The organism is Flavonifractor sp. An100 (genome assembly GCF_002161175.1).
Taxonomy (GTDB): Bacteria; Bacillota; Clostridia; order Oscillospirales; family Oscillospiraceae; genus Lawsonibacter.
In genome coordinates, this window is sequence record NZ_NFMA01000008.1 from 58,816 (window position 1) to 80,714 (window position 21,899).

Here is a 21,899-nt window from a genome sequence, read left to right on the forward strand (position 1 = left end):
GAGGACTGAACTATGCCTAACTTCGACGAATCCGTAATCAATTTTGCGGTGTATGAGGACAGCGTAGAGTATGTCGGCATGGCCGGGGTGACCCTGCCCAACCTGGCCGCCATCGTGCAGACCCTCTCTGGCGCCGGCATCGCCGGCAACGTAGAGGTGCCCGTTCTGGGCCATTACGACGTAATGAGTCTGACCCTCAACTTCCGCACCACCACCGAGCACAGCGTGCGCCTCTCCGAGCCTCGCCGCCATAACATCGACCTGCGCATGGCGCAGCAGATCGAGGACACCGTGGCCGGCGAGGTGAAGGTGCAGAGCATCAAGCACGTCCTGGTGGTCGTTCCCAAGACCGACACCGGCGGTACGGTCGCCCCGGCCGCTCCCACCAACGGCTCCGGCGAGTACTCCGTCCGCTACTGGGCGACCTACATCGACGGCGCCAAGGTGCGCGAGATCGACCCGCTGAACTTCATCTGCGAGGTCAACGGCGTCGATTACCTGGCCGACGTCCGCAAGGCCATCGGAAAGTAACTATCACAAGCCCGGGGCGGCCCTCCGTCCCGGGCCTCATTTTTGAAAGGAGTTTGCACCATGAGCGTTGATACCAAAGTGACCCCCATTCCTGCCGACGCATTTTCTGTCGAGGAGAAGACCGGCGACACCCCTGCCGTGAACGGAGCCGAGTTTGCCGCCGCCGAAACCGCGGCCAAGGCTGTGGAGGGGAATACTTCCGCCTATGTCCACAAGCTCAAGAAGCCCTTTACCTTTGAGGGCTGCACCATCGAGGAGCTGTCCTTTGACTTCGACCGGCTGACCGGCAACGACAGCCTTGCCATCGAGGACGAGCTTCAGGCCATGAACAAGCCCGTCATCGTCCCCACCTTCTCCGGCCAGTACCTGATCCGTATGGCCGCCCGCGCCTGCACCACCACCCTTACCACCCCGGACGGAAAGAGCCGGCGCATCGGCGTGGACGTCATCCAGGCGCTGCCCATCGGCGACTACAACCGCATTCGGTCGAAGGCGCGAACTTTTTTGCTGGCCTCGGAGCTGTAACCTGTGACGGCGGGGTGTGGCTCCGAAAACAGTGCCTCATCATGGCGCAGAACAACAACACACCAGTTTCCTACTGGGCCGCGCTCCCCTTGTCCTCGCTGACGAAGTGGATCAAGGCCAGTAACCTGCTTGTGGAAGAACAGCGGGCCAAGCGCCCGAAAAAAGCGCCGCGGCCGGTCGTCATCCGGCGCGGCAGACGATGACCCGAAGGGAGGGACAACATGGCAAGCCGCAAAGAGTATGAGATGCTATTCCAGCTGAACGCCCAGCTGGGCGGCAGCTACAGCAAGACCTTCAAAGCCGCCCAGGACGAGCTGGCGGCCATGCAGAAAGAGATACAGTCCCTCTCCAAAACGCAGTCGGACATCACCGCCTACCAGAAACAGCAGACGGCGGTGGAGAACACCCGGAAGCGCCTGGAACTCCTTCAGCAGCAGTATGACAACATCCAGAAGGAGATCCAGCAGACAGGGGAATTTTCTGCTGACCTGCAAAATAAGCTGCTCGCCAAGCAGCAGCAGATTGACAAGACCACCTCCTCCCTGAATCGGCAGACCGAGAGGCTGGACGAGATGGGCGACGCCTTGAAAGAGGCTGGGGTCAACATGGACGACCTCGGGCAGAGCTCTGCCCGGCTCACCAACCGTATCGACGTGCTGAAAAAGGAGCAGGAGGAGGTCGCCGAGGGCGCGCAGACCTTCGGGAACAAGGCGAGCCAGGCGTTCGGTGCCGTCCATGAGGCGATCGTGGCAGCGGGCATCGCCACCGCTCTGAAAGAGGTCTATGAGTACTTCGCGGACTGCGCCCAGGCGTCTATGGACTTCGAGTCGGCGATGACCGGCGTGGCCAAGACCACCGACCTCACCGACGACGAGCTGTCCGCCATGTCGGACGCCATCAAGGAAATGTCTACGGAGATCCCCGCGACGACCGAGGAGCTGGCGGCCATCGCCGAATCCGCCGGCCAGCTGGGCATCCACAAGGAGTCCCTGCTGGACTTCACGGAAATCATGGCCATGCTGGGCACATCGACCAACATGACCGCGGACGAAGCGGCCACCAGCCTCTCCCGTCTGGCGAACATCACCGGGATGTCCCAGGAGGACTTTGACCGGCTGGGCGCTACCATCGTTGACCTGGGCAACAACCTGGCGACGACGGAAAAAGAGATCGTGGACATGAGTATGCGCATCGCCGGTGCCGGCGCACAGGTCGGCATGACTGAGGCGGAGATCATGTCTTTCTCCGGCGCCCTGTCCTCTGTCGGCATCGAGGCCGAGGCCGGCGGCTCCGCATTCTCCACCCTGATCTCCAATATGTCGCTCGCCGTCCAGCAGGGCGGCGACGGGCTGGAGCAGTTCGCGGACGTGGCGGGTATGTCCGCCTCTGAATTTGCCGCGGCCTTTGAAGAGGACGCGGCCGGGGCCATCATCCAGTTTATCCAGGGCCTCGGCAACATGGAATCCGAGGGACGCAGCGCAATCGCCGTTCTGGACGACATGGGCCTGTCCGACATCCGTATGCGTGACGCCCTGCTCCGTGCGGCCGGCGCCAGCGACGTGTTCACCAACGCCCTGCAGATCGGCAGCAACGCCTGGGATGAAAACACCGCCCTGGTCAACGAGGCCACAAAGCGGTATGCCACCACCCAGAGCCAGCTGACCATGATGCAGAACGCCTACAAGAACCTGAAGGTGGCCATCGGCGACGCCTACACCCCGGCGCTCCAGAAAGCCTACTCCGTGGGCACCCAGGTCCTCAATGCGGTTTCCCAGTTCATCAAGCAGAATCCGGCCCTGGTCAACGCCATCACCGCCTTTGTGGGGGTGCTGGGCCTGGTGGTCGCGGCCCTGGCCGCCTACACCGTGGGCGCGAAGGTCGCGGCCGCCGCATCCGCCATGCTCACCGCAGCCATCCCGGGTGTGAATATCATCATGGGCGTAGCTGCGGCCGTGGCCGGCGTGACCGCCGCCATCGCCGCCCTTGCCACCGCCGCCGCCAATGACGCCGTTCCCTCTGTGGACGAGCTGACCCAGGCGGCCCAGGGAATGCGGGAAGCGATGGACGAGGCCAACGCCACCTACGACGATACGGTTTCCTCCACGCTGGCGGCCGCCGGTGTGGCAGATACCTACATCGCCAAACTGGAGGAGATGGAAGCCGCCGGTGTCCGCACCGAGGAGGAGCACCGGCAGTATCACAACACCCTGGCCCTGCTCTGCCAGGTGGTGCCTGACCTCGCCAACTACATCGACCTTGAGACAGACACCATCGAGGGCGGCACCGCCGCGCTCCGGGCGAATACTGAGGCATGGAAGCAGAACGCCATGCAGCAGGCCTACCAGGAGCAGCTGACCGCCCTGTATAGCCAGTACTCCGCCGTGCTGATCGAGGCCGAGGAGAACAGCATCGGGCTCACCAAGGCGCAGTATGACCTTGAGGCGGCCGAGAAGAAGCAGACCGATACCTTCAACCGAATGAACGAGTTGATGGAGGAAGCCAACGCCGAGGCCCAGGCTTACAGCGAGGAGTACGGCGTGTGGGCCGATGCCACGACCTTCTTGACCCAGGAATACTACGACCTCCAGGACTCCATCTACGACATCAACGACGAAATCTGGACGGCCCAGGACACCATCGACGCCTACACCAAGGCCATCGAGGAGGACCAGGAAGCGGTCGCCGCCGCCGAGGAGGAAATCGCACTGGCGGAGGAGGCGGTACAAAACCTTACCGCCGCCACCCAGGAGGGCGGAGACGCCGCCACCGAAGCAGCCGCCCAGGAACAGGAGCTGCAGACCGCCATCACCGGCGTGAAGGAGGAAATCAACGCTCTTGTGACCGCCTACACCGAGGCATACGACGCCGCCCTGGAGAGCATATCTGGACAGTACCAGCTATGGGATGAGGCCGCAGGCGTCGTTGCAACGAGTGCGGGTACCATCAATTCGGCCCTGGAGAGCCAGATCACCTACTGGCAGGACTACAACGCCAATTTGCAGACCTTGACCGAGCGCAGCGCCGACATCGAGGGCCTGAGCGAGATGATCGCCTCCTTTGCCGACGGCTCCGAAGAAAGCGTGAACGCGATTGCCGGCATGGCAGGAGCCACCGACGAGCAGCTGGCGACGATGGTCGCCAACTGGCAGACCTTGCAGACCGAGCAGGAAGCAGCCGCCGGCAGTGTGGCTGACCTCAAGACCGACTTCACAGCCACTATGGACGAACTGCAAGCCGAGCTTGCTGCCGATATCGAGGCAATGGATCTCGGCACGGAAGCTGCGGAGAGTGGCAAAGCTACCATCCAGGGCTTTGTGTCCGGCGCGGAGGGAATGCTGCCCCAGGTGCAGGCCGCCTACTCACGGATTGCCCAGGCAGCCATTGACGCCATCGACGCCAAGCTGGAGATCCACAGCCCTTCCCGCGTCATGGAGGAAAAGGCCGACATGACCTGGGCGGGCTACATCAAGGAAACCGAGGCCCTGCAGCCGGACGTGGCCGAGGCTATGTCCGGCATGGCCGGCGCCGGTGTCGAGGCTTTCTCCGCCGAGGAGATCCAGGCCGTGGGCATCGCCCCGCAGCTCATGGCGTACCTGGCCTCCTATCAGGCCGGCAACGCCATCTCCGCGGAGAGCGGAGCGGGCGGCGGGGGCGGCTCCATCGTGATCTACTTCGAGCCCCAGTATGACCTTGCCGGCGTCACCAATGCCGCCGAGCTGGAGGCTATCCTGGCGGCCCACGACGAGGATATGCGCGAGCTGATCCTGGAGGTCTTGCAGGAGGCCGGCGTCGACGCAGCGAGGAGGGCTTACACATGAGAACGTACACCACCACCCAGGGGGATATGTGGGACAGCATCGCATTCCAGCAGATGGGGAGCGTTGACTACACCGACCAGCTGATGAATGCCAATCAGCAGTACCGGGAGTACTACACCTTCCCGGCCGGAATCGTCCTCACGATCCCCGACGCCGTGGAGCCGGTGTCCAGCTCTCTGCCGCCCTGGAAGCAGGTGGCGGGATGAGCGACCGGAATCAGGCCCGCCGCACCACGGCGGAGGTCGTCTTCGGCGGCACCGACATCACATCATCCATCCGCCCCTACCTGCTGTCGCTGACCTACACCGACAACGAGGAGGACGAGGCGGACGACCTGCAAATCAAGCTCCAGGACAGGGACAGTATTTGGCTGGAGAAGTGGCTGAACGACGCCATCCAGGCAGCGGCCTCCTCCGCCCCCGCAGAGGGCGCAGGAGAGGCGGAAGCAAAGACCTACAAGGTGACGCCCTCTATCGGCCTGAACGTCCGCACAGGCCCTGGAACGAGCTACGGGAAGCTCGGGGCGCTGCCCTATGGCACGGAGGTTTCCGTAACGGGGATCTCCAACGGCTGGGCCGCTATCCAGTACAGCGGAAAGACAGCCTACGTCAGCGCCCAGTACATCCAGGAGGTCGGCGGGGGCCAGGCGGAAGAGAGTTCCGAGGCCTCCGCCACCACCGGCCTCGCCATCCAGGCGGTCTTCGTCCGGGAAAACTGGAACAACGACGGCAAGGATGCCGTTCTGGACTGCGGGCAATTTGAGCTCGACAGCATCAAGGCGTCCGGGCCGCCGGCCACCATCACCATCAAGGCCACATCGCTGCCCTTCAACGCGCAGATCCGGCAGACCGAAAAGACCAAGGCGTGGGAGGCCTACACCCTCTCCGGCATCGCCCAGGAAATGGCCGGCGCCAACGGCATGGCCTGTCTCTACGAATCCGCCAGCGACCCCTATTATGAGCGGGTGGAGCAGTACAAGGTGAGCGACATCAAATTCCTGTCCCAGCTTTGCCACGACGCCGGGATCTCCCTCAAGGCCACGAACAACATCCTGGTGCTGTTCGACCAGGCTGACTATGAGGCCAAGGACCCGACCTTCACCGTGAAGCGGGGCAGCGGGAGCTACACCAAGTATGACCTGTCTGTCGGCACGGCGGACACCAAGTACACGTCCTGCCGCGTCCGCTATGCCGACCCCGCCACGGGCCGGGTCATCGAGGGCACCGCCTACGCCGAAGACTACAAGGCGGACTCCAAGAACAATCAGCAGCTGGAGGTGACGGCCAAGGTAGCCAGCATCGCCGAAGCGCAGACGCTGGCGGCCAAGCAACTCCGCCTCCATAACAAGTATTCCCGCACCGCGACATTCACCTTCCCCGGGGACCCCTCCAAGGTGGCCGGCGTCACGGCCACGCTGGAGGGGTGGGGCGCGTGGGATGGGAAATATATCATCAAGCAGTCGAAGCACTCCCTGGGCAGCTCCGGCTACACGACGCAGACGGTCCTCCGTCGCATTCTGGAGGGATATTGATGGACTCTGAAAAAATCCTTTCCCGCCTGGTGCAGATCGGCACGGTCAGCGACGTGGACAACGGCAAGCGGAGAGCCCGTGTCATTCTCAAGGAGACAGGGCATACCTCCGGCTGGCTCTGCGTGCTGGCTACGCCGCCCTTCATCCCCGATTACAACGTCCCGCAGCGGACGGAATTTGAATCCGGCGGCTCCGGCGACGCCTCCTTCGCAAGCCACAAGCACGACCTGATTATCAAGCCGTGGATGCCGAAGGTCAACGACCAGGTGCTGGTGCTCTATCTCCCGGTGTTCAACGGAGACGGCTTTATTCTGGGAGGGATATAAATGCAGATCGGGACGCTCGGAGAGGTCGTGTTCTCCGTTTCTGACAGCGTTGTGGAGACGATCAACAACTTCACCTGGTCTGGCTCCGCCCGGTACAGCACGCACCAGCGGCACCTCACCCACGCGCTGACCGAGTTTACCGGGCTCGACCCGGACGGCATCACCTTCGACATCTTTGTGTCGGCCTATCTGGGCGTCGACCCGATGACGGAGGTCGTGAAGATTTGGAACTACGAGCGGAGCGGCACCGCCGTCCCGCTGACCATCGGCACCCACGCCTACGGCAAATACCGATGGTCCATCAAAAGCCACAAGATGAAAGCCCAGACATTCGACAAGCGGGGGGACATCACGAGCGCCACCATTTCGCTCACCCTCCAGGAGTACATTTAGGGGGGTGCGGCATGATCTACAAGGTATCAGCTGTCGATGTCGGCACCGTCAAGCTGAACGAACAGGACACGGTTTCGTCGGTGCTTCAGAACATCGCCATCCTCCTCTCCACCCGGCAGGGCACAGTTCCGCTCTACCGGGAGTTTGGCCTGCCCATGCGCTTCCTCGATAAGCCCACCCATATCGCCCGGCCCATGATCGTGTCGGAGGTCAAGGAGGCCATCGAGAAGTTTGAGCCCAGGGCGACCTTTGTCCGGGTGCTGTTCGACGAGGACGCCAGCATTCCGGGCAGGGTCATCCCGACTGTGGAGGTGGAGATCAATGAGTAGAAACACGCAGTACCAGTTCATCAGCACGGACACAAACGCCCTTGTCTCCGCCCTGGTTTCCGGCTATGAGAAAATCACCGGCGTCAGCGTGCAGCCGGCCAGCCCGGAAAAGCTGTTTATCCAGTGGGTGGCGGACATCATCATCCAGGAGCGTGTCCAGAACAACTACACAGGAAATCAAAACATCCCCTCCAGGGCATCCGGGGAAAACCTGGACGCTCTGGGGGAGCTGTTCTATGTCTCGGAGCGGCCGGCGGCGCAGCCCGCCGTGTGCAACGAGCGGTTTTATATTTCCGAGGCCCAGGCCACGGCCATCCTGATCCCGGCCGGCATCCGCGTCACCGACTCCAGCAGCACCCTTGTCTGGGAGACGGTCGAGGATGTCTACGTGGACATCGGCGACACCTATGCCGACGTCCAGATCCGATGCCAGACGCCGGGCGTGGTGGGCAACGACTACGCCGTGGGACAGATCAACACCATCATCGACCTGTTTGACTATTACAGCCGCTGCGAGAACACCACCGCAAGCGACAGCGGCTCGGACGAGGCCACCGATGACGAGTTCTACGAGCTCATGCGGGCCAGCATGGACGCCTACTCCACCGCCGGTCCCCAGGGCGGGTATGTCTACATCGCCAAGCGCGTCTCTACGGAGATCGCCGACGTGGTGGCCAACTCCCCCGTCGCCGGGACGGTGGACCTGTATGTGCTCATGGATGACGGCACCATCGCCCAGACGGAGGTCAAGAACGCGGTGCTTGCCGCCTGCAGCGCGGACACGGTGCGCCCGCTGACAGACCTGGTTTCTGTCAAAGACCCCGATGCGGTGGAATACGACATCTCCTTCACCTACTACATCCCCAGCGACGCCTCCGTCAGCTCGGCGGAGATCGAGGCCGCCGTAGACGCGGCGGTGAAGCAGTATGTGGCCTGGCAGTGCGGCAAGCTGGGGCGGGACATCAACCCCTCCTACCTGATCGGCCTGCTCATGCAGACCGGCATCAAGCGGGTGGACCTTACCTCTCCCACCTTTACCGTCCTCAAGGACGGGAGCAACAAGGACACGCCCCAGGTGGCGACGGTAGGCGACATCACCGCCACGAATGGGGGGTATGAGGATGAATAGCGCGCACGCCCTGACCGCCGAAAACCTCCTCCGGGCGCTCCCGGAGGTCTTACGGAACGACGAGAGCATGGCGGCCCTGGCCGCCTCTGTCGCCCAGGTGCTGGCCCAGCGCCCCGAGGAGATCCAGCGCCTGGCCATCTACCCGCGCATCGACGAACTCCCGGAGGAGCTGCTGGACATCCTGGCCTATGACTTCAAGGTGGACTGGTGGGACGCGGACTACACCCTGGAGGAAAAGCGCCGGACGTTGAAAGACAGCTGGCGCGTCCATCGGATGCTCGGCACCAAGGCCGCCGTCGAGCTGGCCATCTCCGCCATCTTCCCGGAGGTGCGGGTAAGCGAATGGTTTGAGTACGGCGGCGACCCGTACCACTTCCGCCTCTCCATCGACGTCAGCAAGGAGGACACCGATTCCGACCGCTACCAGCGCGTCCTGGAGCGCGTGAACTTCTACAAGAACCTCCGCTCCCACCTGGACGAGATCGTTTATATCATCCAGGCGGAGGGCGTTGCAACAGGCCGTGCGGCCGCTGCATTCATCGGCGGGTATATGCGCATTACCGTCCCCGTCCGCATTGACGGAGAGGCGCGCCCGCCCCACGTCCCCACGACGGCTACGACCGGCGCGCACGCCACCGGCTCTTACATGAGGGTCCAGACGCGGGTGCCCGTGGACGGCGTGGGCAAGCCACAGGCCAACTTCCCCATGCACACCGGGATCAAGGTGTCTGAAACCTACTACAAAATCACTACGGAGGTGTCAACATGAGCTGGAACACATCAGTTGTTACCAACGCCGGCGTCGACCTGCTGAACGAATCCCTGGCCGGCCACACGCTGACCATCGAGAGCGCGGTGGGCGGCGCCGGAACGTCGACCGAGGAGGAGTTGAAATCTGCCACCGATGTGGCGGAGCCGAAGCAGACCTTCAAGCTCATTGGTATCGACGACTTTGAGCAGGGCAAGCGCGTCGGCATCCAGATCACCAACAAGGGCGTCACGGAGTCCTACGTCCTGCACCAGATCGGCGCGAAAGCCCATCTGGAGTATGAGATGGAGACGCCGACCCTGCTCTTTGTTTTGCAGGACGACCGAGGCGTGGAGATCCCCACAGAGGCGGAAAATCCAGACTTCCTCTTCGAGGTCTATGCCGTCATTACCATCTCCAACGAAGCCAACATCGTTGTCAATGTCAGTACCGGCGTGACGGCCTCCGTTACCTATGTGGACGAAACGGTGGCGAGCGCCATCAGCGAGCACAGCGCGGATAAGAACGCCCACCAGGACATCCGCGACCTGGCCGCCTCCGCAAAATCCGCAGCGGACGCGGCAGCCGAAGCAGCCGAGGCCGCCAAGGAGGAGGCGGATGCCGCCAGCGAGGCCGTCTCCGCATTTTCGGACGGATTTGTCATCATCGGCAGCACCAAGCCCGAGACTGGCCCCGTCCTCTGGTTCAACGACGGCAGCGGCCAGACGGAGTAAAGAAGGGAGGAGATAATTCATGGCAGTCTATGAGCACAAGCCCACGATGACCTATGTGGACGAGATCGGAGACGAGCACCGCATTTTCCCTAACACCAAGAAGGAATGTGTGGAGGGCATGGAAGACATTGACGACCACCTGCTCGACACCAACAATCCGCACAAGGTAACCGCCGCACAGGTGAAGCTGACCGACGGCACCACCGTGGAGGCCGCCATCAGCACCGCGCTCAACACCGCAAACAGCGCGGCCAGCACAGCGAGTCAGGCCGCGACTGCGGCACAGAACGCCCAGGAGTCCGCAAACGCGGCCCTGGAAGCCGTGACCGATCTGGTAAACACCATCAGCGCCGTCCCCACGCAGAACGGGACGCTGACCTATACCGGCAGCGAGCAGTCCCCCAGCTGGAACAACTACAACCCCGAGACGCTGACGCTGGGCGGCGTCACGACCGGGACAAATGCCGGCACCTATACGGCCACCTTTACCCCGAAGGAGGGCTACAAGTGGTCGGATGACACCACCACGGCCAAGGAAGTGACCTGGACGATCAACCGGGCGACCATTTCCGGCATTCCGACCCAGAACGGCAGCCTCACCTACACCGGCGAGGCCCAGACTCCCACCTGGAACAACTACAACACCGCCCAGCTCACCATCGGCGGGGAGCAGAGCGCGACCGCTGCCGGCAGCCACACCGCCACCTTCACCCCGACGAGCAATTACCGCTGGTCTGATGGGACGACCGAGGCCAAGTCGGTGGTGTGGACCATCGGAAGGGCCTCCATCTCCGCGACCCCATCCCAGACCGGCAGTCTGACCTATACCGGCCAGGCGCAGAGCCCCTCTTGGACGGGGTATGACGCCACGAAGATGACCTTGGGCGGGGACACCTCTGGCACCAATGCCGGCAGCTACAACGCCACATTCACGCCGACCTCCAACTATCAGTGGTCGGACGGCTCCACCTCGGCCCGGACGGTGGGCTGGAGCATCGGAAAGGCCGCGGGCAGCCTTTCCCTCAATACGTCCTCGCTCACTCTGACGGACAGCTCCAAGACTGGCACCATCAACGTCACCCGTGCCGGCGACGGCGTGGTCAGCGCAGAATCCAACGCCCCGGGGGTGGCTTCGGTGAGCGTGAGCGGGACGGTCGTTACCGTCACCGGCAAGGCGGCCGGCACCGCCGTCATCACCGTCAAGGTCGCGGCTGGCTCCAACTACAACGCCCCGGCCAATAAGACGGTGAATGTCTCCGTGGAGTTTGCCCAGGTGTTCGGCGTCCGCTGGAACAAGTCCAGCAGCTCCACCGCTCTGTCCCGGCTGACGCAGAGCAACGACCCCAACGACTACGTCACCGTTGACATCTCCACAGAGCCCTCCCCGGCGGTCGGGACCGGCGCCGGCAGCTCCCCCTTCGACAGCTACGCGCCGTGGAAGGACATGGAGGAGTACAACATCATCAACAATGCCGTGTCCCACAAGCGGGGGGAGAGCGGCTTCAGCCGTACCAGTTACGACACGATGGTCTATATCCCGGAGTTCTGGTTTAAGATCGTCGAGAGCGGAAACTATCGTTACTTCTACATCGCCAACAAAGCCAAGGACGGCTTCACCAAGCATCCCGGCTCCGGGAAGTACGTGGGCCGCTACAACACCGTCAGCGGAAACGCATCCAAGTCCGGCGCCGCGCCCCAGGCCAGCCAGACCCGGGCGCAGTTCAGATCCGGAGCAAGAAACAAGGGCAGCAAGTGGTCGCTGCACGACTTCGCCGCCTGGAATGCGGTCTGGCTCCTGTACCTGGTGGAGTTTGCCGACTGGAATAGCCAGGCGCAGATCGGCCGCGGCAACGTGGACAGCAGCTCCCTGAAGAACACCGGCGGCACGGACAGCATGAGCTACCACACCGGCCGCGCCTCCGGCACCGACGGAAAGACCCAGGTGCAGTATCGCCACATCGAAGATCCCTGGGGCAACATCTGGGAGTGGATCGACGGCGCCAACTTCAACAACCAGGCCGCCTACATCTGCACCAATCCGGCCAACTATGCCGACGACACCACCAGCAACTACACTGCCGCCGGCGTCACCCTCTGCTCCTCTGGCTGGATCAAAGACCTGGGTCTCAGCAATACTTTCCCCTGGGCTTTCCTCCCGGATGCCAATGGAGGCAGCGAGACTACCTACATCCCGGATTACGTGAGCTCGCACTCCGGGTGGCAGGTGCTTATGGTCGGGGGTAACTGGAACAATGGCTCGAATGCCGGGCTCTTTTACTTCAATGCCAACAACTCCTCGTCGAACTCGAACGGCAACATCGGCGCGCGGCTACTTGTTTTTCCGATGTCATCATTGCGCAGGCTTTTCCGCACCGCTTGGTGAAAATATTGCCGGGAGGACAGGGTTTAGTAGGCCTCGGCTCGAAAGACCTTGCAGGCAAACAAGGAGCATCGGAAAATGCCCAAGAGAATTGGATTCCTCTATGAGAAGATGTCGGACAAAGGCTTTATTCGCCACGTCATCCTGGAGGCCTCGCGCGGGAAGCGCAAGCGCCGGGAGGTGCGCCGGGTGCTCAAAAACCTGGATGAATATGTGGACAAGACCTATGAGATGGTCGTGTCCGAGAGCTTTGTCCCCACCCCGCCGAAAGAGCGGGAGATCTACGACGACAGCAGCCAGAAGCGGCGCATCATCAAGGTCGTCCCTTTCTGGCCGGACAGCGTGATGCACTGGCTCCTGGTGACCGTCATGAAGCCTGTGCTGATGCGCGGTATGTATCACTGGTCCTGCGCCTCCATCCCCGGGCGGGGCGGGAAGCGCGTCCAGAAGCATATCCGCCGCACCCTGCGGGACGACCCGGAGGGTACGAAGTACGCCGCCGAGCTGGACGTCAAACACTATTACCCCAGCATTCCGATCAAGCGCCTTATCTGGGCGCTGGCCCGGAAGATCAAGGACAAGCGGCTCCTGCGGACGGTCTACGCCGTACTCCAATCCTGCGGCGGCGGCCTGGCTATCGGGTACTACATCTGCCAATGGCTGGCGAACTACTACCTGGAGGAGCTGGACCACTACATCATGACCCTGCCCGGGGTCAAGTACATGGACCGCTACATGGACAACATCACCCTGCGCGGCCCAAACAAAAAGCAGCTGCACAAGGCCCGGAAGCAGATCGCAGACTTCATGAGCCGGCGACTGGGCCTGCGGATGAAGGAGAACTGGCAGATCTACCGGACGACCTTTACAGCCGCCGTGGCTCGGCGGCACAGCCTTCTGGACGAACGAAAGCGGCGGCTTCGGAAGCCCCGCATGGTGTCCGCCGTGGGCTACCGCTTCTCCCGCAGCCACATCACCCTGCGGAAGCGGAACTTCTTGCGCTTTACCCGCCAATGCCGCCGGGTAAAAAAGCGGCTGGATGCCCAGAAGCTGATCTCCTTCAAGCAGGCCTCCGGGCTCTTGAGCCGGATTGGACAGCTGCGGCATTGTGATAGCCACAATATCAGAGTCAAATACGTTGACCCGATTGGGGTCAAAAATCTGAAGGAGGTCGTGCGAAATGAGAGTAAGAGGCGACGCTGCGCCCAGCAACGCATTTACGCTGGAGGAGCAGCCTAAGAAGCCGGGATATGTCCTGGTGCGCTTCTTCGAGAATGCGCATGAATTCACGGAAACACAGGGAGACCTCACCATCAGCGGATGGGAGTATGATGAATACCATTTGGAGCTGAAGGACACTGGCGGACTGTCCGAAGATATCCTCAACAGCTTCGAGGGGTATCTGGCCCAGGCCAAGCTGCTCGAGGCAGAAACGGACACGGTTCCGAAGCTGCAGGAAAAGGTAGCCAGCCTGGAGGAAGAGCGTGACAGCCTGCTTGAGATGGTAAACAGCCTCGAAACGCAGGTGACCGATGCGCAGCTTGCGCTGTGCGATGTCTATGAGCTCGCCTTGGGAGGTGGCGTGTAATGGAAAAAATCTATGCGGAGCTGATCCGCAAAGGGCTGAAAACACTGGAGGATGTTCCGGAGCGACTGCGTGATGCGGTGGCCGCACTCCTCAACGGAGAAGAGAATGGAGCTGAAGGCTTATGATAAGCCTTCGGCTCCTTCTTTTATACCTGCTTTTCGGAAGGGAGGTGAATGTCATGGCGGTAGTCTATGCCACTCTGATCGTCAAGGGCCTGAAGACTCTTGACCAGGTTCCCGGCCTCATCAAGACTCAGGTCGAGGAGATCCTCGTCGCCCTGGAGGTTGAGGTGTAAGCGATGCCCAAACCGGCGGCCCCCTTCTTGGGGGGCCGCCAAATCTTCAGGAGGAAACGATGCAGGAGATTACTATCAGCTTTGGGGATGCTGTCGTTGCCTTTATCGCTGCGATGGGCGTTCCGAGCGCCATCATGGGTCTAATTGTCTGGCGGCTGAAAAGCCGTATCGAAGGCAAGGAGAAGGACCAGGAGGAAAGGAACAGCGGTCAGCAAGAGCTGATACTGCTCCTCATTCAAAGCACCAGGGCTTCGATTGCGCTTGGCGAGGCAACAGCGAAAGCTGTGCAGCGAATTCCAGATGCGCATTGCAACGGTGATATGCGCAGCGCCATTGAGTACGCCACCGGTGTGAAACACAAGCAAAAGGAATTTCTGGACAAGTTGGGCGTAAAGGCCCTTCTTGACGAATGAGAGGAGATACCATGGAAATTGCGACTATCATTGCTGTCATCGGCGTCCTCGTGGCGCTGACAAACATCATTGTGGAGGTTGCAAAGAAGGCAACCTGGGATAAGCTGCCGACCAATATCCTGGCGCTTCTGGTGGCCATCGCCTTGACGCTGGCCTCCGGATTCGCCTACTGTCAGATCAAGGCGGTTCCCATCACCTGGTACATCGTCGTGGCCTTTGTGGTGGCCGGCTTCATGGTGGCGTACGCCGCCATGTTCGGATTCGATAAGCTCAAGGAAGTTATGAATTGGGGTGACAAGGAATGAGAAACATCATCCCGGAAAACGGGTATCTGGTCTATGCGGACACCCATGAGCGGGTAGTCTTCTATGAGTGCGACCCGTCCAAGAATACCGAGTGTTCCAAGACCATGTGCCGGGCTGAGCAGGAAGAAGACGAGGGCTCCTTCGGCTTCTGCGCAAAGACCACGGAGCCGAAGTTCCGCAAGGAGGGCGGCCGTTCCTGGTATGCGGTACAGAAGACCCCGGAGGACGGGGAGCCCTATTGGGGACGGGAATACATCGAGGGGGTGTGACCATGACGGTTCAGGAATGTATCTCCTATGTGGAGAGCCACATGGAGGTCCGCTACGCAACTCAGAACGGAGCATACAGAGCCGGCAGGACCATCTCCAACCACCAGGGCTGCGTGAACCACTCCGTAGGCTGCGCACAACCCAAGGCGGACGTCTTCTTCAGCTCCATGAACAAGACCAGCGCACAGTGGGGCGTGAACGCAATTCTCGGAGACTTCCATACTGGAGAGGGCCGAATCCTGGTGACGCTGGACCTGAAGGCACGCCCCTGTGGCTGCGGGGCCGGAAGCAGAGGCTCGTGGAACAACACCAAAATCCAGTGGGAGGTATGTGAGCCCGCCGGGCACACCTACGCCGGCGGCACCATGATCGCCTACGATGTGGAGAAGAACCAGGGGTACTTCGACCGTATGTGGAAGATGCTGGTGGCGTGGAATGTGTACTGTGCCGTTAAGCTGGGCTACCCGGTGTCCGGCATCAGCGACCATGCGGAGTCCTACCGGGCGGGCTATGGCTCCAATCACAGCGACATGGGACAGTGGCTCCCGAAGCACGGCAAAAGCATGGACGCCCTCCGGGCAGAAGTGCAGGCAATCTTAGAAAATGAGGAGGACGAAGAAGACATGGTACGCTACAACAAGCTCAGCGACATTCCCGAGAGCTGCAATTTCCGAAACATTGTGGACGACCTGATGACAGCCGGTATCATCGCCGGTGATGGCTCTGACCCGGACGGCAACGACGATGTAATCGACCTGTCCCATGACATGGTGCGGATGCTGATTTTCAACTACCGTGCTGGTGTCTACGATGAAAAGATCGAAGCGGCCGGCATCAAGCCTCAGCGATACTGATGAGCAAGAAGAAGCGCCAGCTCCTGCTGATGGTCGCTTTGTCCGTGGTCGGGGTCCTGGCGCTGAGTGCCAGCGTCCTCTACATACTCCGGCACTTCGGCCTGGAGGCCGTGCTCATCCTGGTCGTGTCCGGCACGGGCGCCGGGTGGGGCTGGGTGATCCGCTGGCTCTGGAAGTCCAAGAGAATCACAGTGTCCCACATCCTGGTTATCTGGATGGTGTGGACCGGAACGATCCTCGGAGGCGCTTCCTACTACCTGGCCCACCGTGGCAGCTCGGCTGACCTCGAAACTCTGTCCAGGTATGTCATGGTCGAGGTCGTCGCCGGAGTCGGAGGCTACTTCGTCAAATCTGGCGTCGAAAACGTGGCCCGCAAAATCTCCAGCTCGACTACGGACAACACAAAACGAGACTTATGACAAGACCCCCTCCCGGGCCGCTACAAGCGGTACTGTGAGGGGGTCTTTTTCGTTTTCCGGGAAGAAACGCCAGAGCGCCCAGGATGGCGCTTTTGCCACGAGGCGGGCGTCTACACTCCCGCGCCATCTTCCTGCCGTTGCAACTCATTTACGGGGCCGTGCGGGGCGTTTCCGGGCGGCTCCATGATGTCCACCGCCACGACCGAAACCAGCCGGTCGCGCTCGGCACCCATATTCAGCATGGAGCCGACCCGGTAATAGGCGCGGATGTCCTCGTCGGTGCCGTGAATTCTGGTGGTGATAGTGTCCCCGTCGGCCAGGTGGACGACCACGACCTTCTCGGTGCATTGCTCCAGATGGGCACAGAATTCCTCGTAGCCCATTTCGCCCCGGGCCCTCATGGCGTTGCTGACAGCCTGGAGCTCGGCGGGAGTCCAGTCTCTACTCACCGTCCGCCACCACCCATCCCGCTTCCAACAGGTCGTCGAATCCATTGCAGACATCTTCCAGCAGGAGCCGGACGTCCTGGTCGACGATGACACTGGCGGCCTCGTCACCGTATTCGTCGTGCTCCAGCAGGAAGCAGTGGACCCGGTAGGTCTTCGGTTCTCCGTTGACGTCCGGGGTGAGAGCGTACCAGCCATCATCAATGACGTGCCAGGTGCCGTAGTGGCCCTCGACCCGGATGTGCTCGCTGTCTCTGGTGATCATGTGCATACCTCCTGTTCGATAGACGGGGATTACCAGGTGTCCCGGCAGGGGATGAACTCGACCTCTACCTCCGGCGGGAGCGGGTCGCAGGGCTCCCCGTCAAATTCGTTGTCCTGCTTCGTGCAGATGCTCGGCGCCCGGTCGGCCCGGGGGTCGGTGTCGACATAGTACTTCCCGCCGCATTCATAGACAGGGCGGCTCCAGCTGTCGCGGCCGACGAAGGCAAGCTGCAGGGGCATCCCCCAGCGGGGCGGATACTTCATGATTGCCCAGACCTCCAGCGGGGCCTGGAAGCCCCCGGGCATATCCTCGAAGGCCTCCAGCGTCCCACAGTCATCGCACACCTGGACGTTGACACGCCGGCTCATGGCGTTCCGCGCCGGCTCCTCGTCCATGACGTCGCGGCCGCACCGGGGGCAGGGGTAGTGCCACTCGTGCTGGCGCTTGGCAAAGGCTTCGATCAGCTCCTTGGCAGTACTCACTGAAGTCACCTCACTTTCTGTCGTGGATCTCCTGGAGCTCGTCGATGGTAGCCATGTCGACCTCCAGGCCGTCAATCATTTCCTGACACTTTCGGGCCAGCGTCTTTGCGCCGGCATGGGCCCCGGCCCCCTCCAGGGCCTTTTCCTGCATTCCGCGATACTCGTCGATCTTCGCCTGGATTCCTGCTCGGGCGTACATCAAGATTTTCAGATAGGTCATTATCCGGCACCCCCTTCTCAGGCCGCCGGGGTGGCGGCCTGGGGCTCCTTGGAGGCCTGCTCGGTCTTGGCCTTGACGGGCTTCTTGGCCGTGGGCTTCTTCGCGGCCTGCTTCTTGGGCGCGGGGGCCGGGGCGGTGCCGGCCTCGATAGCCTCGATCTCGTCCAGCTTCTTCACGATCCGGCGGGCCTTCTGGAGCTCGCCACGCACTGCCTTCAGCTCGGCCTCCTTGTCGGCGATGGTCTTGCCCAGGGCCTCGAAGGACACCAGCGCGTCGGAGCCGGTGATGGACTGGGCCAGCTTCTTGAGGCCCCGGAGCTTCCGCAGGTCAGCGCACAGGCCCTCGGCGGCGGTCAGCTTTTCATTGATGGTGTTCATGTACTCGGTCTTAGTCATAGCGATTTCCTTTCTCCCCGTATGCCCGGTAGGTCAGGCGATTGTGTTGTTAGACCTCAGAAATGATGTAATCTCTTCTCATGCAAGAGATAGTGGCTCTGGCCACGCTGGCTGCCTCTTCTGCCTGCTCGCGCCCCTGAAGCTCTTTTTTGGTTTTGCCGACCGGCACCAAACTAAGCAGGCGCTCAATCTCTTTCTCCAGATCGTCCAGGTCGCTCAAGTATGCCTCTTTGCTCGTCATAGCGCCTCGCCCTCCTTGCTTACGACTGCCGCCCCGTCACAGGCCTTTATGGGAAGCCTGCCCGCCCAGTGCCCGCCGGTAGAGTAATCCCATTCGATGGTCCCGTCTTCGCACATGGTGATGGTGTGAGCCTCCAAGGTCCAGCCATCCTTGACACGCTTCATGATGTAGCATCCAGGCTCCCGGATCGCCTCACAAAGATAATCACTGCCATTCCGATTGCGGTAGACCGCGCCAACGGTAAGGGCGAAATTTCTCCAGCTCATACACAAATCCTTTCTGCCCTCGTGACCTCCGGGGCGGGCGGTATGGTTACTTGCGGCGGAACTCTTCGGGGTCCTGCGCGTCCAGCTGGGCAGTAAACTCGGAACGGATGCGCTCCCACATGGCCAGCGATGACTTTGCAATCTGTCTGCGATCCTCCGTTGTCTCGGGGTCTGCGATTTCCCTCCGGAAGTCGAGCACCACACAGGTCAATGCCTGCCTTACTCGGAACATATCGCTACGGCTCATGGTGACGGTTCTCATTTCCTGATTCAGCATTTTCGTCTCCTCCATCTTTTATATCGTTTTCTTAGTTCATTGTTTCGTGTTCCTGTGAGCATACAATACACCATTCCTCTCGTCTTGTCAACACTTATTTTCGTTTTTCTTGAAAAAAGTTTTGACAAAGCGAAACTTGCGTGTTATAGTATTCTCGAAGGAGGTGAGCCCTGTGGTGTCCTACAAACCGCTATGGCATACACTGATTGACCGGGACATGAAAAAGATGGAGCTGGTGGAGAAGGTCGGAATGAGCCGGGCCACGCTGAGCAAGCTGAACAACGATCAATATGTTTCGCTGGAAGTGCTGGACAGAATATGCGAAGTATTAGAGTGCCCCATTCAAGATGTTGTAAAAATAGAGAACGGAGAGTAATTGCGATGTATGAAGATATTCTTGACCGCGGAATTAAGCGCACCATCATATCGTTTGATCCGTTCCTAAAGCGGGATGACGTGAAGGGCCTGACCGACGCACAGGTGGGCAGGCGCTTCGGTTTGGAGACCTCTACGGTAAAAGCAATGCGTCTGCACCAGGACGTCCCCTTTGATACCATCCAGAAGATTTGCCATGCACTCGGCTGCCAGCCAGGCGATGTCTTAAATGCAACAGAGGTCTGGACTATACCGCCTACAAAAAAAGACCCGGACGATTGACGCCCGGGCCCCTGTGGAGCGGCTTACTTCTTGCTATGTATCGGCGCACCTGTGCGGCTCTTTGTCCGCGGCTCGCTGTTCGGCTCCCGCACAATGAGGTCGGAGACTTCGCAGCCAAGCGCCTCACATATCAGGTCTATGTGCTCCAGCTTCACCCGCTCCGCGAGTTCATGGTACAGCTCATTGATGGTCGATGGGCGAATACCTGTCATCCGAGCGAGATCCGCTTGCGTCCACCTCCGCTCGCCAAGCCGGGTGGACAGTAAAATCCTAATCATAGCCAAGCTCTTTTACGTGAGATTCTAACAAGGATTTTAAGATCCCGCTGGATTTTGTGAGAAAATCACGAAATACGTTAGAGCATTGGCATAAAGCAAAAAGAGGCCGCTACACAGGGAATGCCCTGCATAGCGGCCTCTTTTCTCATTTCTCCGCACATAGCGGACAGACCAAGACGAACACTCCGCCGACTGCATAGATCGTCGGCGTGGTGTTCGTCTGGCTCTCTTTTGGTGGAGGCGGGGAGAGTTGAACTCCCGTCCGAAAACGCATCCACAGGAACTTCTCCGGGCGCAGACGGTTATTGTGGGAGTCTCGCTCTCCCTGTTCCCCTCCCCTCAGGCAAGCCGTCACGCCCGAGGGTCAGGTGAGCTTCATTGTTCATGGCCGGCGCAAAGCTTTGCCGGCGCACGTGCACCACTAAACGACGCCTGATCCCGGCTCGTGGTCCTTCCGGGTCAGACGGCCGCCTTTAATTAGGCAGCGTAAGCGTATTCGTTGTTGTTCTTTAATTTATAAAGAATGCCCGTTTTAAGGTGGCCAGGCGCCACCGCCCGCTATTCCTGCTTCAACATCCCCGTCGAAACCGGTACGCCCCCATATGGGAAACGATCCATGCCCCTCTCTTCTTCCTAAAATTAGGGAGAAGAGAGGAAGCAATGGTTCAATTAGACTTTCTCAGGCTCGGGATACTCTACACCGAAGGTGTCCACCGTGACCTTCTTCATCTTCTGCTCCTGACGGGGCCGATCATTCCAGTCAGTCTTGGTGGAGACGATGGCGTCAGCCACCTCCATCCCTTCAATGACCTTGCCGAAGGCAGCATATTGTCCGTCCAGGTGGGGAGCCTTCTCCACCATGATGAAGAACTGGCTGCCTGCGGAATTGGGGCTCATGGCTCGGGCCATGGACAAAACGCCCCGGTCGTGGGCCAGATTGTTTGTAAACCCGTTCTGAGTGAACTCACCCTTGATGGAATAGCCCGGACCGCCCATGCCGCTGCCCTGGGGGCAGCCGCCCTGGATCATGAAGCCGGGGATACAGCGGTGGAAGATCAGGCCGTCGTAGAAGCCCTTCTGAATGAGGCTGATGAAGTTATTGACGCTGTTGGGGGCGACGTCCGGATAGAGCTCGGCGCGCATCACGCCGCCGTCTTCCATCTCAATGGTGACAATAGGGTTCTGAGCCATGGGAATCATCCTTTCTTTTCTCTGGGGTGGGAAAGTGGTTTTAACGGTTGCGGGTCTTCATGACCCGGTCCATTTCCCGTTTTGCGTCCCGCTTAGCGGCGGACTCCCGCTTATCATACAGCTTTTTGCCCTTGGCCAGGCCGATTTCCAGCTTGACCCGGGGACCTTTAAAGTAGACGGACAGGGGGATCAGAGAGTAGCCGTCCTGCTTGATGCGGCCGAACAGGCGCATGATCTCCCGCTTGTGCATCAGCAGCCGTCTTGGACGACGCGGGTCCTTGTTGAAGATATTGCCCTTCTCATAGGGGCTGATGTGCATGCTGAGGACAGATAATTCTCCGTCCTTGATGATGCAGAAGGAATCCTTTAGATTCACGTTGCCCATGCGGATGGATTTGACCTCGGTACCGGCTAGCTCAATGCCGGCCTCGTAGCGCTCTTCAATAAAGTAATCGTGAAATGCCTTGCTGTTTTTTGCCACCTGTTTGATTGCCTCGCCCACCGGGGTCACCTCCCTTTCCGGACTCTCCCAGCGAAGGGAGTAACGTAGTGTACCACATAAAGCGGGAAAAAGCAAGGGGGAAAATGAAAACA

At 60.5% G+C, this 21,899-nt stretch carries 35 protein-coding genes and 1 other RNA gene; 24 read left to right on the forward strand and 12 right to left on the reverse strand.

Going from position 1 to position 21,899, the window contains the following annotated elements; all coding sequences use genetic code 11:
• The first annotated feature begins 12 nt into the window (after positions 1 to 12).
• From B5E43_RS06415 to B5E43_RS06505, 22 genes are all read left to right on the forward strand, one after another.
• Positions 13 to 531, forward strand: a complete 519-nt coding sequence (locus B5E43_RS06415; RefSeq protein ID WP_087394759.1) for a phage major tail tube protein — start codon at positions 13 to 15, stop codon at positions 529 to 531.
• A gap of 60 nt (positions 532 to 591) precedes the next feature.
• Positions 592 to 1,056 (forward strand): phage tail assembly protein, encoded by a 465-nt coding sequence (locus tag B5E43_RS06420; protein ID WP_087394760.1) that lies wholly within the window; start codon positions 592 to 594, stop codon positions 1,054 to 1,056.
• Positions 1,057 to 1,097: 41 nt separating this feature from the next.
• Positions 1,098 to 1,259, forward strand: coding sequence for a hypothetical protein (locus B5E43_RS15075; RefSeq protein ID WP_158098982.1), 162 nt, complete (start codon positions 1,098 to 1,100; stop codon positions 1,257 to 1,259).
• Between the two features lie 18 nt (positions 1,260 to 1,277).
• Positions 1,278 to 4,874: a phage tail tape measure protein gene (locus B5E43_RS15475; protein ID WP_242964733.1), complete on the forward strand. Its 3,597-nt coding sequence runs from the start codon at positions 1,278 to 1,280 to the stop codon at positions 4,872 to 4,874.
• Positions 4,871 to 5,080 carry a tail protein X gene (locus tag B5E43_RS06430; RefSeq protein ID WP_087394762.1) on the forward strand — a complete coding sequence of 70 codons (210 nt, stop codon included), beginning with the start codon at positions 4,871 to 4,873 and terminating at the stop codon, positions 5,078 to 5,080. The genes B5E43_RS15475 and B5E43_RS06430 overlap by 4 nt, the downstream gene beginning before the upstream one ends.
• Positions 5,077 to 6,405 carry an SH3 domain-containing protein gene (locus B5E43_RS06435; RefSeq protein WP_087394763.1) on the forward strand — a complete coding sequence of 443 codons (1,329 nt, stop codon included), beginning with the start codon at positions 5,077 to 5,079 and terminating at the stop codon, positions 6,403 to 6,405. Before B5E43_RS06430 ends, B5E43_RS06435 begins: the two co-directional genes overlap by 4 nt.
• Complete coding sequence (locus tag B5E43_RS06440; protein WP_087394765.1) at positions 6,405 to 6,731, forward strand: hypothetical protein; 327 nt, start codon at positions 6,405 to 6,407, stop codon at positions 6,729 to 6,731. Before B5E43_RS06435 ends, B5E43_RS06440 begins: the two co-directional genes overlap by 1 nt.
• A 27-nt stretch (positions 6,732 to 6,758) precedes the next feature.
• Complete coding sequence (locus B5E43_RS06445; RefSeq protein WP_158098983.1) at positions 6,759 to 7,124, forward strand: phage tail protein; 366 nt, start codon at positions 6,759 to 6,761, stop codon at positions 7,122 to 7,124.
• 11 nt (positions 7,125 to 7,135) lie between these two features.
• The gene (locus B5E43_RS06450; RefSeq protein WP_087394769.1) at positions 7,136 to 7,453 is read left to right on the forward strand and encodes a GPW/gp25 family protein; all 318 of its coding nucleotides are present in this window, start codon (positions 7,136 to 7,138) and stop codon (positions 7,451 to 7,453) included.
• Entirely contained in the window at positions 7,446 to 8,582 is a 1,137-nt protein-coding gene (locus tag B5E43_RS06455) for a baseplate J/gp47 family protein (protein WP_087394773.1), read from the forward strand. The genes B5E43_RS06450 and B5E43_RS06455 overlap by 8 nt, the downstream gene beginning before the upstream one ends.
• Positions 8,575 to 9,351: a phage tail protein I gene (locus tag B5E43_RS06460; protein WP_158098984.1), complete on the forward strand. Its 777-nt coding sequence runs from the start codon at positions 8,575 to 8,577 to the stop codon at positions 9,349 to 9,351. Before B5E43_RS06455 ends, B5E43_RS06460 begins: the two co-directional genes overlap by 8 nt.
• A complete protein-coding gene (locus B5E43_RS06465) occupies positions 9,348 to 10,064 on the forward strand; it encodes a hypothetical protein (RefSeq protein ID WP_087394774.1) in 717 nt (238 codons plus the stop codon). Before B5E43_RS06460 ends, B5E43_RS06465 begins: the two co-directional genes overlap by 4 nt.
• Before the next feature lie 19 nt (positions 10,065 to 10,083).
• Positions 10,084 to 12,447: a hypothetical protein gene (locus tag B5E43_RS06470; RefSeq protein WP_087394776.1), complete on the forward strand. Its 2,364-nt coding sequence runs from the start codon at positions 10,084 to 10,086 to the stop codon at positions 12,445 to 12,447.
• A 75-nt stretch (positions 12,448 to 12,522) separates the two neighbouring features.
• Positions 12,523 to 13,683, forward strand: a complete 1,161-nt coding sequence (locus tag B5E43_RS06475) for an RNA-directed DNA polymerase (protein ID WP_087394779.1) — start codon at positions 12,523 to 12,525, stop codon at positions 13,681 to 13,683.
• Positions 13,625 to 14,032 (forward strand): hypothetical protein, encoded by a 408-nt coding sequence (locus tag B5E43_RS06480; RefSeq protein WP_087394781.1) that lies wholly within the window; start codon positions 13,625 to 13,627, stop codon positions 14,030 to 14,032. Before B5E43_RS06475 ends, B5E43_RS06480 begins: the two co-directional genes overlap by 59 nt.
• On the forward strand, positions 14,032 to 14,157 hold the full coding sequence (locus tag B5E43_RS15645; RefSeq protein WP_275532998.1) for a CD1375 family protein: 126 nt from the start codon (positions 14,032 to 14,034) through the stop codon (positions 14,155 to 14,157). The genes B5E43_RS06480 and B5E43_RS15645 overlap by 1 nt, the downstream gene beginning before the upstream one ends.
• 53 nt (positions 14,158 to 14,210) lie before the next feature.
• Positions 14,211 to 14,327 carry a CD1375 family protein gene (locus B5E43_RS15650; protein ID WP_275532999.1) on the forward strand — a complete coding sequence of 39 codons (117 nt, stop codon included), beginning with the start codon at positions 14,211 to 14,213 and terminating at the stop codon, positions 14,325 to 14,327.
• Between the two features lie 59 nt (positions 14,328 to 14,386).
• A complete protein-coding gene (locus B5E43_RS06485) occupies positions 14,387 to 14,740 on the forward strand; it encodes a serine/threonine protein kinase (protein WP_242964734.1) in 354 nt (117 codons plus the stop codon).
• An 11-nt stretch (positions 14,741 to 14,751) separates the two neighbouring features.
• Positions 14,752 to 15,045 carry a hypothetical protein gene (locus B5E43_RS06490; RefSeq protein WP_242964735.1) on the forward strand — a complete coding sequence of 98 codons (294 nt, stop codon included), beginning with the start codon at positions 14,752 to 14,754 and terminating at the stop codon, positions 15,043 to 15,045.
• Complete coding sequence (locus B5E43_RS06495; RefSeq protein WP_087394785.1) at positions 15,042 to 15,314, forward strand: hypothetical protein; 273 nt, start codon at positions 15,042 to 15,044, stop codon at positions 15,312 to 15,314. Before B5E43_RS06490 ends, B5E43_RS06495 begins: the two co-directional genes overlap by 4 nt.
• Positions 15,315 to 15,316: 2 nt before the next feature.
• The gene (locus B5E43_RS06500) at positions 15,317 to 16,168 is read left to right on the forward strand and encodes a hypothetical protein (protein ID WP_087394787.1); all 852 of its coding nucleotides are present in this window, start codon (positions 15,317 to 15,319) and stop codon (positions 16,166 to 16,168) included.
• A complete protein-coding gene (locus tag B5E43_RS06505) occupies positions 16,168 to 16,587 on the forward strand; it encodes a hypothetical protein (protein WP_087394789.1) in 420 nt (139 codons plus the stop codon). Before B5E43_RS06500 ends, B5E43_RS06505 begins: the two co-directional genes overlap by 1 nt.
• A gap of 110 nt (positions 16,588 to 16,697) precedes the next feature.
• On the opposite strand, the gene B5E43_RS06510 is transcribed toward B5E43_RS06505, so the two are convergent.
• Genes B5E43_RS06510 through B5E43_RS06545 form a run of 8 tightly spaced genes read right to left on the reverse strand, consistent with a single transcriptional unit; the run spans position 16,698 to position 19,179 of the window.
• Positions 16,698 to 16,970, reverse strand: coding sequence for a hypothetical protein (locus tag B5E43_RS06510; protein ID WP_143382964.1), 273 nt, complete (start codon positions 16,968 to 16,970; stop codon positions 16,698 to 16,700).
• Between the two features lie 58 nt (positions 16,971 to 17,028).
• Complete coding sequence (locus tag B5E43_RS06515) at positions 17,029 to 17,298, reverse strand: hypothetical protein (RefSeq protein ID WP_087394793.1); 270 nt, start codon at positions 17,296 to 17,298, stop codon at positions 17,029 to 17,031.
• A gap of 29 nt (positions 17,299 to 17,327) precedes the next feature.
• On the reverse strand, positions 17,328 to 17,780 hold the full coding sequence (locus tag B5E43_RS06520; RefSeq protein ID WP_087394795.1) for a hypothetical protein: 453 nt from the start codon (positions 17,778 to 17,780) through the stop codon (positions 17,328 to 17,330).
• Between the two features lie 10 nt (positions 17,781 to 17,790).
• On the reverse strand, positions 17,791 to 18,000 hold the full coding sequence (locus B5E43_RS06525) for a hypothetical protein (protein ID WP_087394797.1): 210 nt from the start codon (positions 17,998 to 18,000) through the stop codon (positions 17,791 to 17,793).
• Between the two features lie 17 nt (positions 18,001 to 18,017).
• Complete coding sequence (locus tag B5E43_RS06530; RefSeq protein WP_087394799.1) at positions 18,018 to 18,395, reverse strand: hypothetical protein; 378 nt, start codon at positions 18,393 to 18,395, stop codon at positions 18,018 to 18,020.
• A gap of 49 nt (positions 18,396 to 18,444) precedes the next feature.
• On the reverse strand, positions 18,445 to 18,636 hold the full coding sequence (locus B5E43_RS06535; RefSeq protein ID WP_087394802.1) for a hypothetical protein: 192 nt from the start codon (positions 18,634 to 18,636) through the stop codon (positions 18,445 to 18,447).
• A complete protein-coding gene (locus B5E43_RS06540) occupies positions 18,633 to 18,902 on the reverse strand; it encodes a hypothetical protein (protein ID WP_087394804.1) in 270 nt (89 codons plus the stop codon). Before B5E43_RS06540 ends, B5E43_RS06535 begins: the two co-directional genes overlap by 4 nt.
• Before the next feature lie 46 nt (positions 18,903 to 18,948).
• Positions 18,949 to 19,179 (reverse strand): hypothetical protein, encoded by a 231-nt coding sequence (locus B5E43_RS06545; protein WP_087394806.1) that lies wholly within the window; start codon positions 19,177 to 19,179, stop codon positions 18,949 to 18,951.
• 172 nt (positions 19,180 to 19,351) lie between these two features.
• Here B5E43_RS06545 and B5E43_RS06550 point away from each other — a divergent pair, with 172 nt between their 5' ends.
• Both B5E43_RS06550 and B5E43_RS06555 read left to right on the forward strand, forming a co-directional pair.
• The gene (locus B5E43_RS06550; protein WP_087394808.1) at positions 19,352 to 19,555 is read left to right on the forward strand and encodes a helix-turn-helix domain-containing protein; all 204 of its coding nucleotides are present in this window, start codon (positions 19,352 to 19,354) and stop codon (positions 19,553 to 19,555) included.
• A gap of 5 nt (positions 19,556 to 19,560) precedes the next feature.
• Positions 19,561 to 19,836, forward strand: a complete 276-nt coding sequence (locus B5E43_RS06555) for a helix-turn-helix transcriptional regulator (RefSeq protein ID WP_158098985.1) — start codon at positions 19,561 to 19,563, stop codon at positions 19,834 to 19,836.
• Positions 19,837 to 19,859: 23 nt separating this feature from the next.
• Here B5E43_RS06555 and B5E43_RS06560 read toward each other — a convergent pair whose 3' ends face one another.
• The 4 genes from B5E43_RS06560 to smpB all read right to left on the reverse strand — a co-directional run bounded on the left by B5E43_RS06560 (position 19,860) and on the right by smpB (position 21,807).
• Positions 19,860 to 20,114, reverse strand: a complete 255-nt coding sequence (locus tag B5E43_RS06560) for a helix-turn-helix transcriptional regulator (protein WP_087394812.1) — start codon at positions 20,112 to 20,114, stop codon at positions 19,860 to 19,862.
• A 232-nt stretch (positions 20,115 to 20,346) separates the two neighbouring features.
• Positions 20,347 to 20,714: a transfer-messenger RNA gene (gene ssrA / locus B5E43_RS06565) on the reverse strand.
• A gap of 69 nt (positions 20,715 to 20,783) precedes the next feature.
• The gene (locus B5E43_RS06570; protein ID WP_087394814.1) at positions 20,784 to 21,305 is read right to left on the reverse strand and encodes a peptidylprolyl isomerase; all 522 of its coding nucleotides are present in this window, start codon (positions 21,303 to 21,305) and stop codon (positions 20,784 to 20,786) included.
• A 40-nt stretch (positions 21,306 to 21,345) separates the two neighbouring features.
• On the reverse strand, positions 21,346 to 21,807 hold the full coding sequence (gene smpB, locus B5E43_RS06575; RefSeq protein WP_242964736.1) for an SsrA-binding protein SmpB: 462 nt from the start codon (positions 21,805 to 21,807) through the stop codon (positions 21,346 to 21,348).
• Positions 21,808 to 21,899 lie beyond the last annotated feature (92 nt).